We start from the raw sequence: 15,549 nt of genomic DNA, 5'->3' as shown, positions 1-15,549 counted from the left end.
GGCGACCACCACCCGTACGTGATTCGCACCGGGTTTGATGGAGAGATCGATTACCCGGAAGGATGGATCTCATGCCAGCACCATCGAAGTACCCCGCAGAACTGAAGGAGAGGGCCACAAGGATGGCCGTCGAGGCCCGCCGTGATGTGGCCACCAAGAGCGGCGCCTACCGGCGCATCGGCGAGCAGCTCGGTGTCAATCCCGAAGCGCTGCGCAATTGGGTCCAACGCGCCGAGACGGACCAGGGCTCCGCCCCGGCACCACCACCGACGATGCCGTCCGACTGGTCGAACTCGAACGCGAGGTGCGCGAGCTACGCCGCGCCAACACGATCCTGCGCCAGGCGTCGGCTTTCTTCGCGGCGGAGCTCGACCGCCCGTCCAAGTGATGTGCGCGTTCATCGACGAACACCGCGATGAACACGGGGTCGAGCCGATCTGCCGCGAACTGCGGATCGCCCCAAGCACCTACTACGCCCGCCGTACCCGCCCGCCCTCTGCCCGCAGCGTCCGCGACGCCGGGCTCAAACCGGTGATCCGACAGGTCCACGGGAAGAACTACGACGCCTACGGCGCCCGGAAGGTCCACGCCCAACTGCGCCGGCAAGGCATCCCGGTGGCGGTGCACGGTCGAGCGGCTGATGCGCGAAGAGGGACTGCGCGGCATCACCCGGGACAAGGGACCCAAGACCACGAAGCCGGCCCCGGAAACGGACAGGCCCACCGACCGCGTGGAGCGCCGGTTCACCGCCTCGGAGGCCAACCGGTTGTGGGTCGCGGACATCACCTACGTCCGCTCGTTCGCCGGCTGGGTCTATGCCGCATTCGTCCTGGATGTCTTCTCCCGCAGGATCGTGGGCTGGCAGGTATCAACGCGGCTCTATACCGAACTGGCGCTGGACGCTTTGGAGATGGGGATCTGGACCCGTACCAAAGAGGGAGCCGATCTGGCCGGCCTCGTACACCATTCAGACCACGGGGTGCAGTACCGTGCGGTCAAGTACGCCGAGCGGCTCGACGCCGAGGACGCCGTGGCATCGGTGGGCTCGAAGGGTGATAGCTACGACAATGCCATGGCAGAGGCCCTCAATTCGCTGTTCAAGGCCGAACTGGTTCGGAACAAGGGTCCATGGCGGGACATCAACCACCTTGAAATCGCCGTCGCGGAATGGGTCGACTGGTACAACTTCCGGCGCCTGCACGGCGAGCTCGGACACGTCCCACCCGTCGAATACGAACGGGTCAACGCCGTGGCAACAGCACCGGAAACCAACAGCAATCTCCAACTAAATTAGCCTCCACCAAACCCGGGGCTTGACACATGTGCCTGCCAGCGGATCCGGCGCCAGTCACGAGCAAGGGAAAATACTGAGCGCCAGTAGCGACATTGCGTTTTCTGAACATATTCAGAATAATAGTGTCATGACTGTTATCGCGCATAGCCGCACTGCCAGCTCCTCGGACCTGTCCAGGAATCCGGCTCAGGTCTTCCGCGCGGCAGAAGAAGGCCCAGTGACAATCACACGTCGCGACGGCGAGCCGCTGACACTGGTCCGATCCAGCTCGGTCGAGCGGGAACATGAGGCCCTACGACTGGCAGCCAACCTCCTGGCCGCATCCCTTGCGCCCGGCGATTCAAGCTTCGCCGAGCGGCTCCTTGCGCCCTTCCCTTGGCTGGGTTTCCTACCCGCTTACCAGCGCGAGCAGTTCGCAGCCGAAATCGTCGAAGTCTCCCGCGCTTGTGCTTCGATCTCTAGCTTTGACAGGCTTTTCGTCGTTCTGGCCGAGTGGAGATCAACAGCCGAAGCGATCGCGGCCGGCTTCACTCCCGATGACGAGCTCGACTGGCTGGATGAGCGCGAAAGTGTTGACGATCCTCGGGCCGGGCGGTGACACCGAAGAAGGAGACAGTCCACCGTCCCCTGCGCCGCAGTGAGTACGAGATCGTTTTCGGGACCTCCAACTCGCGAAAAAGCTGGATAGACGTCGTCGCGGTGCAACGAAATACCGTCGTCCAAGCTTGGGAGCGACTGACCACTGATCCCCTCGCTGACGATCCGACGTGTCATGGGATGAAGGGTGATCTCGAGTTTGTCAGCCATAAAGGAACGAAACACCGCCGACGGCAGTACGAGCTGGCAAATGGCGCCAGAATCTGGTTCTACGTCGACGAACGCTCCGTTGTACTGACCGACGTCCACACACACCATCCCAACGCCACCAAATAGGTCAAAAGGTCGATAACGGTGACCTGTCGCGGCGGTCCTATGCCCCGCCTGTCGGTGCCCACCGCCACTGGACCCCGTCCGCGCCGCCTCGCTTCGGGCGGCGCGGACGGGGTCCAGTGCTTCGAGGTTAGGCGTTCGGCGAGCCCACCCCGATGGTCTGCTGCAGGTAGACGCTGCCGCCGGCCCCGGCGAACTCGCGGCTCTTCTCCTCCATGCCCTCGGAGATCCGCCGCTCGATGTCCTCGGCCAGCACCTGCTGGTCCGCGGCCGAGCCGAACTGCTTGCGGATGTCCTGCGAGATCCGCATGGAACAGAACTTCGGCCCGCACATCGAGCAGAAGTGCGCCGTCTTGGCCGGCTCGGCCGGCAGCGTCTCGTCGTGGAACGCCTCCGCCGTGGCCGGATCCAGCGACAACGCGAACTGGTCCTTCCAGCGGAACTCGAAGCGCGCCTTGGACAGGGCGTCGTCACGCTCGTGCGCACCCGGATGGCCCTTGGCCAGGTCGGCGGCGTGCGCGGCGATCTTGTACGTGATCACCCCGGTCTTCACGTCGTCCTTGTTCGGCAGCCCGAGGTGCTCCTTCGGGGTGACGTAGCAGAGCATCGCCGTGCCGTAACGGGCGATCTCCGTGGCCCCGATGGCGCTGGTGATGTGGTCGTAGCCCGGCGCGATGTCCGTCACCAACGGGCCCAGCGTGTAGAACGGCGCGCCGTCGCACAGCTCCTGCTGGCGCTCCACGTTCTCCCGCACCAGGTGGAACGGGATGTGCCCGGGCCCCTCCACCATGACCTGGACGTCGAACTCCCACGCCCGTTTCGTCAGCTCGGCCAGCGTGTCGAGCTCCGCGAACTGAGCGGCGTCGTTCGCGTCGGCGATCGAGCCGGGCCGCAGCCCGTCGCCCAGGGAGAACGCGACGTCGTACCGGGCGAAGATTTCGCAGAGCTCGTCGAAGCGCTCGTAGAGGAAGTTCTCGCGGTGGTGCGCCAGGCACCAGCCCGCCATGATGGACCCGCCGCGGGACACGATCCCCGTGACGCGCTCGGCGCTCAGCGGCACGTAGCGCAGCAGCACGCCCGCGTGGATGGTCATGTAATCCACGCCCTGCTCGCACTGCTCGATCACGGTGTCGCGGAAGACCTCCCAGTCCAGCTTCGCCGCGTCGCCGCCGACCTTCTCCAGCGCCTGGTAGATGGGCACGGTGCCGATCGGGACGGGCGAGTTGCGGATGATCCACTCGCGCGTGGTGTGGATGTCGTCGCCGGTGGACAGGTCCATCACGGTGTCGGCGCCCCAGTGGGCGGCCCACTGCAGCTTGTCCACCTCCTCGGCGATCGAGCTGGTCACGGCGGAGTTGCCGATGTTCGCGTTGATCTTCACCAGGAACGCCTTGCCGATGACCATCGGCTCCGACTCGGGGTGGTTGATGTTGTTGGGGATGATGGCCCGTCCGGCGGCGACCTCGCTGCGCACCAGTTCCACGTCGCATCCCTCGCGGAGCGCCACGTAGCGCATCTCCTCGGTGACGACGCCGGCGCGCGCGTAGTGCATCTGCGTCACCACGCGCCCAGCTAGCGAACGCCGCGGGACCGGACGCGCGCCCTTCCATTCGGATGATGCCGCGCCGCGGCGCACGGCCGACTTCCCGTCGTCGTGCAGGTTGCGCTCGCGGCCGCCGTACTCCTCGGTGTCCCCGCGGCCCTCGATCCACGCGGCGCGGAACGGCGGCAGCCCCTCCAGCGGGTCGCTGCCCGGCCCCGCGGTGCGGTAGACGTTCAGCGGCGGATTGGGGTTTCCGTCCGGGGAATCGTCCAGGCTGATCGCCGTCACCGGCACGCGGATGCCGGAGTCGGCGTCCTCCAGGAACGCCGGCGAGTGGGCCGGGTGCTGTTCGGAGGCACGGTGGATGGACTGGTTTTCTGCTGAAACGCTCACGGATGAGCCCTCACTTCCTACGCCGGCATGACCCGGACAGGTTCGACGGTCGCAGGCAGCGTCAGCCTGATCTCAGCCCTTGCGAGGGCACCCGTGTGGACGATGGCGAGCCTAGCCCACTTGGGGCGCCCGGGCCAACGGGCGCCCCATTCCGGAGCGAGAGCTCAGGCCGGATCCCCGGTGCCGTCCCCGTGCGGGAACTGCGGCACCTGGGGCGCCGTCGTCGTCAGATGCGCGACGGCGGGGCCCCCGACCGCGCGGTAGGCGTGTTCCGCGTCGCCCGGGAAACGCAGGAAATCGCCCTCGCCCAGGCGGCGGAGGTCCCCCACCGGACCGGCCTCCAGCGTCCCGGACACCACATACAACTGGTGCAGGGACCCGAATCCGTGCACCTCGACCACGCGCGTCTTCGTCGACGGATGCACGCGCAGGACATGCGTCCGGACGTATCCGGACCCATAGATCCGGTCCAGGTCCCTGACGTGCGCGACGCCAGCGGCACGCCAGGATGCGTCCGCCGCCAACGACTCGTGGACGGGAGTCCCCCATTCGGTCAGCAGCCGCACGACGCTGACGCCGAGCCCGTGCCCGATGCTCTCCAGGGTCCCCACCGTGGGGTTCCCGACGCCGCCCTCCACCTTGGACAGGGTCTGCTTGGAGATGCCCGCCAGCGCCGCAAGCTCGCCGAGCGAGAGGTCGCGCTCCACGCGGAAACGGCGGATGTTCCGGGAGACGAGGTCGTTGGCCTGCACACCCCAAGTGTCACCTATAAGTGACGAACTGTCATGTTTGACAGCCGCACGATGGCGCGGGAAACTAAAGCATGACCCGTAGCACCCCCGCGCCCCGCGACGACCGGACGGCCGTCGACAAGGCCATGTCGCTGCTCAACGCCTTCGGCAACGACGCGTTCGTCGGCGTCGGCGTCAGCGAACTCGCCCGCCGAGCCTCGCTGTCCAAGTCCACCGCCTTCCGGCTGCTGGCCACCCTGCAGAACAACGGTGCCGTGGAGCGCGCCGGCAACGCATACCGACTGGGAAAGATGATCCAGGACCTGGGCTCGACGCAGGAGGACGCGCTGCAGGGCCGCATGCGGGACGCGCTCACGCCGTTCCTCGCGGACCTCTACGAACTGACCAAGCAGACGGTCCACCTCGCCGTCCTGCAGGGCACCGACGTCGTCTACCTCAATAAGCTCTACGGACACCTGCAGGTGCGCAGCCCCTCGCGCATCGGCGGGCGTGCCCCGGCCTACTGCACCGCCGTCGGCAAGGTGCTCCTGGCCTACGATCCCGACGCCGCGGACGAGGCCATGCGCTCCGAAATGCTGGCCTGGACGCCGGCCACCATCACGGACCCGGACGCCTTCCGCCGCGAGCTCCTGGAGGTCCGCAACACCAACCTCGCGTTCGACCGCGAGGAGATCCTCACCGGTCTGAACTGCATCGCCGCCCCGATTTTCGGGCCCAACGGCAAGCCGGTGGCCTCGATGTCCGTGTCCGGGCCGGTCGGCAAGTTCGTCCCGGACTCGCAGGCCACCGTCCTGCGGAAGGTCTGCTACGCCGCCTCGCGCGCCGTGGCGGCGATCAGCGGGCAGCAGCACCAGGCCAAGCGGCAGGCGGCCAAGAGCGCCTAGCGCCGGACCGCCTAGCGCGTGGGGACGTCGTCGATCCGGCGCGACTCCTCGAGCACCCAGTCCGGTTCGGCGGCCATCAGGGAGACCGCCCGGTCCGGCAGGTCGACGTCGACGACGTAGCGGTAGCCGGCCCTCTCTGCACGCGCGATCTGCGCGACGTCCCCCTCCGGGGTGGAGACCACCAGGCGCCGGCAGGCCGGTTCGGCCTCCATGACGCGTTCGGACACCAGCTGGAGCGCCTCCGCGGGGGCGTCGGGCGACGGCACGAGCAGCCGGTCCCGCACGGAGGCCGGGTAGGCGGCGTCCAACTCGCTCTTGGCCACACGGACCACCGAGACGCTCCCCCGCGGGGCCCCGTCCTCGGTGACCGCGAACGTGGACTCGAAACCCGGCTCCGCGGAAACCGGGGCGGCCGCCCACGACGGCGGAAGCGCATCGGGCCAGCGCAACTGGTCGACCTCGTCGTTGGCGTGGTCGTTGTCGGCGTGCTCGTCGTGGTCCATCATGCGGCTACTCCTCCTCGCTGACCAGGCGGCGGATGGCCGGCTTGTCCAGTTTTCCCGCCCCGTTGCGCGGAACCGCGGCGGTCAGCACCAGCTTCTTGGGCAGCTTATAGCGCGCGAGGTAAGTCGCGGTGAACTCGCGGACGGACTCGATGTCCGGCACGGACCCGTCGGCGCAACTCATGACCGCCACCACCGACTCGCCCCACTTCTCGTCGTCGACGCCCACGACGGCGACGTCCAGGACGCCCGGGTACTCCATCAGCGCGCGCTCGACCTCCGCCGGATAGACGTTCTCGCCGCCCGTGATGATCATGTCCTTCAGCCGGTCCACGATGTAGAAGTAGCCGTCCGCGTCCCGGTAGCCGATGTCCCCGGTGCGGAACCAGCCGTCGTGGAACGCGGCGGCTGTCGCGGCGTCGTCGTTCCAGTAACCGGGAGTGACGTTGGGCCCCTTCGTCCACATCTCCCCGGTCTCGCCTGGCGCGAGGACGTCCGCACCGGTCGCCGGATCCACGATCTTGACCTGGCTGTACGGCATGGGGATCCCGCAGGATCCGCCCTTCGCGTACGTCAGTTCCGAGGGCAGGTACGTGGCGAACGGGGACGTCTCGGTCAGGCCCCACGCCTGCTGCACGGCTACGCCCTTGTGCTCGTACTGCCTCAGCAGCACCGGCGGGACCGGCGCGCCCGCGCAGATGAGCGCCCGCAGGCTGGAGATGTCGTGCGCCTCGAACTCCTTGGTCTGCTGCATCGCCGAAAGCTGCGCCGGGACCAGGAACGCCTGGGACACCCCGTACTCCTCGATGTCGCGCAGGGTCTGCCGCGGATCGAAGGTGCGGCGGAGCACCGTGGTGCCGCCGCGCACCAGCACGCGGATGGTCAGCGCGTTCAGCCCGCCGACGTGGAACAGCGGCGCGACCGCCAGGTTGGTGTCCCCGCGGCGCGTGTCCACCAGCGAATCGACGTTCACGGAGTTCCACCACAGGTTTCCGTGCGTGAGCTGCACGCCCTTCGGGACCCCGGTGGTGCCGGACGTGAACATCAGGATCGCCAGATCGTCCTCGGACCGTTCCACGGCCTCGGGCACCTCACCGCCGGCGGCGCCGAGGAACGCGGTCAGGGGCGTCCAGAACGACGCCGGCTCGCCCGCCACGGGCACGGCGGGATCGTTGTCCACGAGCACGAAGCGCTGCGTTCCGGCGTCGTGCCCGGCGAAGCCCGCCAGGGTCTCGACGACGTCCTGGTGGCAGGGCTCGACGACGACGACCGTGGGCGCCGAGCGCTCCAGCAGCACGCCGACCTCGCGCGGGGCGAGCCGGAAGTTCAGCGGCTCGAACACCCCGCCGAGCCACCAGGCGGCCAGCATGGTGGTGATGAAGGTGGCGCTGTTCAGGCCCAGGTAGGCCACGCGGTCGCCGTCGGCCACACCCTGGGCGCGTAGCGCGGAGGCCATCCGGCCGGCGTCGCGGGCGAGTTCGCCGTAGCCGATCTCGCGCCCCTCGTACACCAGCGCGGTGGAGTCGGGCGAGTACGCGGCCTGGCGGAGCACGCCGCCGACCGGGTTGATGTCGATCCGGTTGCTCATAGCTGGTCGCCTCCCGCGGCCCGGTCCCCGAAGCCGCGGACGGCGATGCCGCCGTCGGCGGGGATGATGGCGCCGGTGATGTTCCCGGCGTTGCTCCGCGATCCCAGCAGCACGTAGGAGCCGGTGAAGTCCACGGGCTCCACCGAGGCGTCGTGCAGCGGGATCAGCGGGTTGTTGCCCGTGACCTCCGAGCGGGCGAACGAGTCCGCGATGGAGCGGCCGTCCAGACCGATCGACGCCGGTCCGCGCAGGTCCGTGTTCATGCCGCCGACCGCGACCCCGTTGACGCGCACCTTCGGCGCGAGTTCGTAGGCGAGCTGGTTGACCAGCCCGCGGCAGGCGAACTTCGACGCCGTGTAGACGGGCCCGCCGCCGGCGGTGTGGAAGGAGGCGTTGGACAGCGTCATGACGATGGACCCCCGGGTCCTGACCAGTTCCCGCCACGCCGCCTCCACCGTGAGCAGGTAGCCCTTGACGTTGATGGAGAAAAGCTCGTCGAACGCGTCCCCCAACTGCTCCCCGTCCAGGCGCGTGATGGAGCGGTTGTAGTCCCAGATTCCGGCGTTGGGCACCAGGATGTCCAGCTTGCCGAAGCGCGCGACGGTCTGTTCGACGGCGTCGTGCAGGTCGCGCGTCTCGCGCACGTCGCCGGCGATCGCCAGCATGCGCTCCGGCGCGGCGCTCGCGTCAACCACGGCCTGCAGCTTGGCGAGGTCGCGGCCGAAGATCGCCACGGAGGCGCCCTCCGCCAGGTAGCGTTCGGCCACGGCCCGGCCGATCCCGGACCCTCCGCCGGTCACCAGGGCGACGTCGCCCCGGAGCCAGCCGGCCTGCTGTGTTTCACTCATGTGGACCTCTCGTGGTGAACGGTGCGGCTAGAAGAACGTGCTGAGGTTTTTCGCCTGGAGGACATTGGCGTCGAAGAGGATCTCTCGGCGCGCGACGCGGAATCCGCCGTCGGGCTGGATGCGCAGGATGTCCGTCCGTCCGCCGGCGTAGATGTCCGTTTCCGTTTGCAGGCGGTTGCGGTAGACCAGGAAGGCGCAGCGCGCGCTCAGGGTGCCGTCGCCCTGGTGGTGGACGGTGACGTTGGAGATCAGGTGGCGGGTCCGCGATGGCGGATCCTCGGCCCAGGCCATGCCGGAGTCGTAGCGGCGGATGCGCCAGGCCAGGGATTCCTTGGTCTCGTCGAAGTAGGCGGCCTCTCCCTCGCGTCCGATGGACAGCGCGGCCTGCCGGCGGAGCCGGTTGGTGCGCAGCGGGGCCCAATAAAAGAGGTCGTCGTCGAACACCTCGAGCCAGTCGGCGAAGCGGCCGTCGTCCAGGAGCTCGGCTTCGCGGAAGTAGAACTGCTGGACGCGGTAGGACAGCTCGGAGTCGACCAGGCGGCCGTCCAACTCGTCGGTCTTCGGCGCGCCCTTGTCCGATGTGGTGTTGTCCGGTGCGGCTGTGTCCAGCCCCGCCGTGGGGGCCACGTTTTCGGTCATGGTTTCGGCTCGCGTTTCTTGGAGGGGATCGATGGGATCGGGGTTAGCGGGCGAGTTTCTTGAGGTCGATGTCCGGGTCCGCCAGCTTCGCGGGATCCACCAGGATCCTGCGGTCGATGATGCGGCGGGCCGCGCGCACGGTCAGGCCGCCGTCGATCGCGGCGCACCCTCCCATGTATCCGTCCGGGTCCAGCCGGAAGCTGGCCAGCGGGACGCCGTCGCGCTCGCGGAGCACCACGCTGCCCTCGCCGAGCATCGAGCCGACGCCCTCGACGTGCACGCCGTGGCGGTCGGACCAGAACCAGGAGGCGCCGTGCGCGGGCAGGTCCTGCCCGAGGAGCGAGGCGGCCGCCGTCGTTCCGGTGTTCATGGCGTGTTCCCAATGCTCCGCGCGGCGCAACAGCGTGCCATCGGGCAACCGCGTCCGGGACGAGTCGCCCACGGAGTAGACCAACGGGTGGGTGGTGCGCTGGTGCTCGTCGACCAGCGTCCCGTTGTCGATGTCCAGGCCCGCGGAGGCCGCCAGTGCCGTCTCCGGAACGATTCCGATGCCCACCAGGACCAGGTCGGCGTCGATCGTTGAGCCGTCGTCCATCCCTACGTGGTGCCCGGCGTCGTCCACCGTGATGGCCGCGGGGATGCCCGTGACCAGGCGGACGCCGCGCTCGGTGTGCATGCGGTGCAGGCGTCCTGCGAGTTCCGGGCCGACTGCGGGGACCAGTGGCGGGTCGACGGGATCGATCAGCGTGACGTCGGCGCCCAGCGCGATGGCCGAGGACGCGGTCTCGGCGCCGATCAGGCCGGCCCCGATGATCGCGAGCCGGACGCCGGGCTTCAGCAGACCGCGCAGCTTGTCGGCGTCGGCGCGGTTGCGCAGCTCCAGGACGGATTCCAGGTCCCCGCCCGGGATGTCCAGGCGGCGGGCGGACCCGCCGGTGGCCAGCACGATCCGGTCCGCGGCGCGCTCGGTCCCGTCCTCCAGGACCACGACTCCGGCGTCCGGCCGCAGCGCGACGGCCCGGCCCGTGACGACCTCGACGTGGTGTTCCTCGAACCAGGCCGCGGCCGAGAGCAGGATCTGCTCGCTGCTGCGGCTGCCCAGAAGGTAGTCCTTGCTCAGCGGCGGGCGGTCGTAGGGCAGGCCCTCGGGGTCGATGATGGCCAGGGAGCCGGTGTACCCGCGGGAGCGCAGCTCCTTGGCCGTGGTGAAGCCGGCCATCCCGCCGCCGACGATGGTGACCGAGTCAAGAGGCATCGTCGGCGCCTTCGTTCGGGTACAGCAGGACCTCGCCGTCCTCGACGACCACCTTGTGGGTGCGCGCCGCGACGGTCGCGGGCATGCACATGGCCGCGCCGGACTTGAGGCAGAACTTGGCGGAGTGCACGGGGCACTCGACCTCGGTGCCCTCGATCCAGCCATCCGCCAGCGACGCGGTCTCGTGGGTGCACTCGTCGTTCAGCGCGTAGAAGTTGCCGTCCTCGGCGTGGAACACCGCGATGTCCTCGCCGGTGCCGTTTTCGTCGCCGGGCACGACCTTCGCCTCGCCCTCGTCGATGTCGTCGACGCTGCCCACGTTGATTGCTTCGCTCATGGTCCTGCTCCTTGGCTGGTGGTATTGGTTACTTGCCCATGTTCTCGTGCCAGGCCGGTTCGTTCATAAGCCCCGCCCAGTGGCTGTAGAAGGCGCGGCCGGCGGCGTCGGAATAGAGTTCCGAGGTCTGGCCGGGGTAGACGCCGTCCTCGCGTTCACTGCCGATCCCCATTTGGAAGTTCAGCGGGACGCGGTTGGTGACGAAACCGTGGGAGATCGCCTGGACCTCGGACCAGTTCTCGCCGTCGTCCGCCTCGAAGATGCCCGAGGGTCCGAAGGTGCGCAGGTTGTAGAGGCGCTGTGCGTCCTTGACCTCGTCCGGCATGGACTTGTCCACCAGGACCCAGGCCCAGACCTCGATCTTGTCCGGGCCCTTGGGGTGCCAGACGCGGATGGAACCGTTGATCGGCAGGTAGGAGAAGTTCGGGAACACGGTCGCGTGGCCCGTGGTCATCGGTCCTTCGACGGCGGCGTCCCCGAGCCGTTCGCGCAGCGCCGGGTAGTCGTAGTACTCGTGGACCGGGCCGGCGTCGAACCGGGACTTGGGGTGCGTGGGGAAGCCGGCGCCATGGCCGTTGGGGGCCACGAACTGGCGCCCGGGGGTGGCGACGATCTCCGCCTTGGGCCCGCGGCCGGTGGGAGACATGACCATCAGCGCCGAGGCGTGGGACATGTTCACGTGGTACCAGTCGGTGGCGAACTGCTCGGCGGCGAGCTTCCAGTTGCCCTCCAGCTCCCACTTCATGACGCCGCCCATGACCTCGGTGCCCTCGGGGTCGCGGTCCAGCATCGCGTCCATGTAGTAGCGCATGTCCCCCAGGTTGTCCTCGAGGGGTTCCGCGTTGGGGTCCCAGTTGCCGAAGATCAGGCCCTTGTAGATGGCCAGGCTGGGCACGTCGATGAGGCTCCAGTCCTTGCGGTCGAAGTCCTCCGGGTAGGCGGTCTCGTTGGGCACGGACTGCAGCGCGCCGGCCAGGTCGAAGGACCAGCCGTGGTAGGTGCAGGTGAACATCTTGGTGGCGCCGGCGTCGGCCCGGCAGAGCCGCACGCCGCGGTGCCGGCAGGAGTTCAGGTAGGCGCGGATGGTCTTCGTCTTGTCCATCGTGACGATGACCGGGTCCTCGCCCATGAAGGTGGTGAAGAAGTCGCCGGGCTTCTTGAACTGGCTCTCGTGGGCCAGGAACAGCCAGCTGCGGGCGAAGACGCGCCGCATCTCCTGACCGTAGATGCCCTGGTCCGTATAGATGGAGCGGTCGATCATGCCGCCGTCGGCATCCACGAGCGTGGAGACGTCGATGTTGGTTGCCATCGATTCCGGGCGCGGGAGCCTGCCGATGGCGGGGTTGGCCTTCGACGGGCAGGAGTCCGTGGTGCTCATCGGAATGCTTCCTTCTGACGGGGACTGTCGTACGAGCGGAGCGCGGATCCGCGCCAGGTGGCGCGATGTGCTCCGGTTACATCACACACCCGCCGCGACCCATTGGCCAACGCCCGTTCCGAACACTAGGACGCGGCGGTTTGTCAAGCCCTAATTGCCGGTCCAGACGGGTGCGCGCCTCTCCTTGAAGGCGGCGACCCCCTCGACGCAATCGACCGAGCCGAGGACGCCGGGTCCTTCGGCGTAGGTGCGCGCCCAGCCGCCGTCCTCGTCGGGGCACGCCAGCCCGTCCCCGTCCGGCTCGAAGCCCCGCGCGATCCGTTTTGTCGCGGCGACGCTCAGCGGCGCGTTGGCCGCGATCCGGTCGGCCAGCTCCAGGGCGGCATCCAACAACTCCGAGGCCGGAACCACCTGGTTGGCCAAGCCCCAGCGGGCCGCCTCGTCCGCCACCAGGACGCGCCCGGTCAGCATGGCCTCCAACGCGATCTTCGGGGGCAGGTGGCGGTACAGCCGGAAGGCACCGCCACCGCCGGGGTACACGCCCACCTTGACCTCGGGGAGCCCGAAGACCGCGTGTTCGGCGGCGACCACTAGGTCGCACGCCAGCAGGATCTCCGTCCCGCCGCCGAGGCACGCGCCGTTGGCAGCGAGGATGACGGGCTTGGAGATGTGGTGCCGCACGATCCCCGCGAACCCCCACGCGTCGCCGCCAGGGGCCTCCGACCGCAGCAGTTCCCCCGCTGCCAACGCCTCGAGGTCCGCGCCGGCCGTGAACGCCCTGTCCCCCGCGCCGGTCAGCACCACCGCGCGGACGGTGGCATCGGCGTCGGCCGCCTCAAACGCCGCGCCGAGCGCCGTGGCGACCTCGGTGTTGACGACGTTCAGGCGTTCGGGCCGGTTGATGGTGACGACCAGCGCCGGGCCGCGGCGCTCAAGGAGTACGACGCCGTCCGGCGCTTTTTCGGTGTTCACTGGGTTCTCCCGGTGGTCGATTCGGGCGGGTGCGTCCGCGCCATGGCGGTCGGGGTTTCGTTCCCGCGGCCTTGTTCCGCGGCCCGGTAACCGCAACCTATGGCACATTGTTGCTGGGTGCGGCCCACTCTGACATGGTGCGGGCAGGGTGGGGAAGCGTTGTGCCGTCGAACGGAACGCGACTGGATCCGGAAACGCCGCCCGGCGTTCACCGGGGATTTCCGCGCGAGTCACGCCGCCGTTCGCCGACCCGCATAGTGTCCCTGGGTGTTGCCGTCCGGCAACCGTCCGGGGTGGGGACCGGGCGCAGGCGCCTTCCCCAGGAGCACAGCATGAAATTCACCAGGTCACTGACCACGGCAGCGCTCGCGCTCGCCGTCGCCGCCACGGGCCTCACAGCCGCGTCCGCCGCACCGGCGGACCACTCAGACCGCGCCCAGAGCGGTAGCGAGCGCACCCGGCTCACGGCCGAGGCGTCCGCCTTCTCCCAGACCGACCGCGGAACTGCCTGGAGCCTGGCCCGCAAGCTGTCGTTGGATTTCGAGACGCACCATCCGCAGGGAATGTCGGTTGTCGGCGACAAGATCTTCCTGTCCAGCGTGGAGATCATCGAACCGACCGTCCGCTACCCGGAGCCAGTCGATGGCGTGGACCGTTCCGCCGGCGTCGGCCGCGGGCACGTTTTCGTGCTGAACCGCGACGGCGAACTGCTCAAGGACATCGTGGTCGGCGAAGGGTCCATCTACCACCCGGGCGGCATCGATTTCGACGGCAAGCAGGTCTGGGTTCCGGTCGCCGAATACCGCCCAGACAGCGCGTCGATCGTCTATTCCATCGACCCCGAAACGTACGAGGTGACGGAGCACCTGCGCCACGACGACCACGTCGGCGGGGTGACCATGGACCGGTCCACGGGCAAGCTCAACGGTGTCAACTGGGGATCGCGCACGTTCTTCACGTGGAACAGGCAGGGCAAGGTCGTGGACTCGTCGGCGAACCCCAGCCACTTCATCGACTACCAGGACTGCGAGTACGCCGGAGCGGGCCACCAGCTCTGCTCGGGAGTCACGAACCTGGCGACGGCCGACGGCGGAACGTACGAGCTCGGCGGCCTCGCCCTGACCGATCTGGCCACGGGTGAGATCAAGCACGAGGTTCCCGTGGGCATGACGTCGACGGCGGGCCACTCCATGACGCGGAACCCCGTGGCGCTGGAGTCCGACGGCGGCGTGTTGCGCATGTTCGCCGCCCCGGACGACGGCGATGAGGTCGCCGGAACGGAGCTGTTCGTCTACGAAGCGCGTCCGTAGGCCATCGCGCCGGGCAGGCCCAGATCGAGAGTGTGCCCGGTGTGGTCCCGCTTCACCTCGAGGTAGCGGGAGTTGGCGCTGGAGAGAAAAACGCCGGTAGGGACGTTCTCCGTCACGGCGACGCCGTGGGACTCCAACTGGGCGGCCTTGTCCGGGTTGTTGCTGAGGAGGCGGATCCGGTCCGCGTCCAACGCGAGCAGCATCTGGGCGGCGGGGAAGTAGTCGCGCTCGTCTTCCCCGTGGCCCAGGGCGACGTTGGCCTCGTAGGTGTTCAGGCCGGCGTCCTGCAGGGCATAGGCGTCGAGCTTCGCGTAGAGGCCGATGCCGCGGCCTTCCTGCCGGAGGTAGAGGAGGAAACCGCCGGCCTCGGCGATGCGCTCGACCGACTCGCGCAGCTGGGGACCGCAGTCGCAGCGCTGGGAGCCGAAGACGTCGCCGGTCAGGCATTCGCTGTGCGGGCGGACCAGCGGGGCTTCGCCGCCCGCGGCGGAACGGGTCAGGGCGGCCTGCCAATCGCCGAGTCCGAGCAGAAGGTGCTCGCGGCCGTCGGAGAGGCCTGTGAACGTGAAGACGTCCGCCGCGGTGCCGGAGCCGTCGGCGAATTCCAACGGGACGCTGACACGGGTGCGTACCTGAACGGCGTCGTCGTTCGTCGCTCCCTCTGCCGCAAGGCGGAGCGCGGGCGTAATGACTGAATGGGCGGTGGTCGCGGTCTGCATGGAGAATCTCCGTTGGTTGAATGTGAAACTATTCTACAGTGGCATGCTTAAGGTTTCAATGGTTAGTTCCGAGCGCACTCTCAATTTGCCGAGCCTCGCGGAGCCGCCGCGCTCTTCATTCCGCCCTGACTCGTCCTCCACAGGTGCTGGTATGGGAATCTTTTCCTTGTTCGAAGGTTTGTTCCCATTTTGTCGGTGGTGGTA

At 68.5% G+C, this 15,549-nt stretch carries 14 protein-coding genes, 1 pseudogene, 1 riboswitch and 1 other annotated feature; of the genes and pseudogenes, 4 read left to right on the top strand and 11 right to left on the bottom strand.

Annotated features, from left to right (window positions below):
* The first annotated feature begins 71 nt into the window (after positions 1-71).
* Both ACHAAJ_RS10500 and ACHAAJ_RS10495 read left to right on the top strand, forming a co-directional pair.
* A pseudogene (locus ACHAAJ_RS10500) lies at positions 72-1,294 on the top strand (IS3 family transposase).
* Positions 349-462 (top strand) — a sequence feature (AL1L pseudoknot). (Overlaps the previous pseudogene by 114 nt.)
* A gap of 127 nt (positions 1,295-1,421) precedes the next feature.
* Entirely contained in the window at positions 1,422-1,892 is a 471-nt protein-coding gene (locus tag ACHAAJ_RS10495; RefSeq protein ID WP_435728089.1) for a type II toxin-antitoxin system Phd/YefM family antitoxin, read from the top strand.
* Between the two features lie 462 nt (positions 1,893-2,354).
* On the opposite strand, the gene thiC is transcribed toward ACHAAJ_RS10495, so the two are convergent.
* Complete coding sequence (thiC, locus tag ACHAAJ_RS10490) at positions 2,355-4,160, bottom strand: phosphomethylpyrimidine synthase ThiC (RefSeq protein ID WP_435728088.1); 1,806 nt, start codon at positions 4,158-4,160, stop codon at positions 2,355-2,357.
* A riboswitch (TPP riboswitch) is annotated at positions 4,158-4,265 on the bottom strand. Its footprint overlaps the gene before it by 3 nt.
* Positions 4,266-4,324: 59 nt before the next feature.
* Positions 4,325-4,912, bottom strand: coding sequence for a helix-turn-helix domain-containing protein (locus tag ACHAAJ_RS10485; protein ID WP_435728087.1), 588 nt, complete (start codon positions 4,910-4,912; stop codon positions 4,325-4,327).
* 71 nt (positions 4,913-4,983) lie between these two features.
* Between ACHAAJ_RS10485 and ACHAAJ_RS10480 the strand changes: the two genes are divergently transcribed.
* Positions 4,984-5,796 carry an IclR family transcriptional regulator gene (locus tag ACHAAJ_RS10480; protein WP_435728086.1) on the top strand — a complete coding sequence of 271 codons (813 nt, stop codon included), beginning with the start codon at positions 4,984-4,986 and terminating at the stop codon, positions 5,794-5,796.
* An 11-nt stretch (positions 5,797-5,807) separates the two neighbouring features.
* Here ACHAAJ_RS10480 and ACHAAJ_RS10475 read toward each other — a convergent pair whose 3' ends face one another.
* From ACHAAJ_RS10475 to ACHAAJ_RS10440, 8 genes are all read right to left on the bottom strand, one after another.
* Entirely contained in the window at positions 5,808-6,302 is a 495-nt protein-coding gene (locus ACHAAJ_RS10475; protein ID WP_435728085.1) for a GNAT family protein, read from the bottom strand.
* Between the two features lie 4 nt (positions 6,303-6,306).
* Positions 6,307-7,887, bottom strand: a complete 1,581-nt coding sequence (locus ACHAAJ_RS10470; RefSeq protein ID WP_435728084.1) for an acyl-CoA synthetase — start codon at positions 7,885-7,887, stop codon at positions 6,307-6,309.
* Positions 7,884-8,735: a 3-(cis-5,6-dihydroxycyclohexa-1,3-dien-1-yl)propanoate dehydrogenase gene (gene hcaB / locus ACHAAJ_RS10465; RefSeq protein WP_435728083.1), complete on the bottom strand. Its 852-nt coding sequence runs from the start codon at positions 8,733-8,735 to the stop codon at positions 7,884-7,886. Before hcaB ends, ACHAAJ_RS10470 begins: the two co-directional genes overlap by 4 nt.
* 27 nt (positions 8,736-8,762) lie before the next feature.
* Positions 8,763-9,374 (bottom strand): aromatic-ring-hydroxylating dioxygenase subunit beta, encoded by a 612-nt coding sequence (locus ACHAAJ_RS10460; protein WP_435728082.1) that lies wholly within the window; start codon positions 9,372-9,374, stop codon positions 8,763-8,765.
* Between the two features lie 43 nt (positions 9,375-9,417).
* Complete coding sequence (locus tag ACHAAJ_RS10455) at positions 9,418-10,629, bottom strand: FAD-dependent oxidoreductase (protein ID WP_435728081.1); 1,212 nt, start codon at positions 10,627-10,629, stop codon at positions 9,418-9,420.
* Entirely contained in the window at positions 10,619-10,966 is a 348-nt protein-coding gene (locus ACHAAJ_RS10450) for a bifunctional 3-phenylpropionate/cinnamic acid dioxygenase ferredoxin subunit (protein WP_435728080.1), read from the bottom strand. The genes ACHAAJ_RS10455 and ACHAAJ_RS10450 overlap by 11 nt, the downstream gene beginning before the upstream one ends.
* Before the next feature lie 28 nt (positions 10,967-10,994).
* Positions 10,995-12,344 (bottom strand): aromatic ring-hydroxylating oxygenase subunit alpha, encoded by a 1,350-nt coding sequence (locus ACHAAJ_RS10445; protein ID WP_435728079.1) that lies wholly within the window; start codon positions 12,342-12,344, stop codon positions 10,995-10,997.
* A gap of 150 nt (positions 12,345-12,494) precedes the next feature.
* Complete coding sequence (locus ACHAAJ_RS10440) at positions 12,495-13,316, bottom strand: enoyl-CoA hydratase-related protein (protein WP_435728078.1); 822 nt, start codon at positions 13,314-13,316, stop codon at positions 12,495-12,497.
* 332 nt (positions 13,317-13,648) lie between these two features.
* Here ACHAAJ_RS10440 and ACHAAJ_RS10435 point away from each other — a divergent pair, with 332 nt between their 5' ends.
* Positions 13,649-14,626, top strand: a complete 978-nt coding sequence (locus tag ACHAAJ_RS10435) for a DUF6454 family protein (RefSeq protein WP_435728077.1) — start codon at positions 13,649-13,651, stop codon at positions 14,624-14,626.
* Here the strand turns inward: ACHAAJ_RS10435 and ACHAAJ_RS10430 are convergent.
* Complete coding sequence (locus ACHAAJ_RS10430) at positions 14,608-15,345, bottom strand: GTP cyclohydrolase II (RefSeq protein WP_435728076.1); 738 nt, start codon at positions 15,343-15,345, stop codon at positions 14,608-14,610. The two genes, ACHAAJ_RS10435 and ACHAAJ_RS10430, sit on opposite strands and share 19 nt — an antisense overlap.
* Positions 15,346-15,549 lie beyond the last annotated feature (204 nt).

It is taken from the genome of Arthrobacter arnarulunnguaqae (assembly GCF_051262515.1).
Lineage (GTDB): Bacteria > Actinomycetota > Actinomycetes > Actinomycetales > Micrococcaceae > Arthrobacter_N.
The sequence above is the reverse complement of the archived record's forward strand: the minus strand, read 5'-3'. Positions and strand labels throughout refer to the sequence as shown.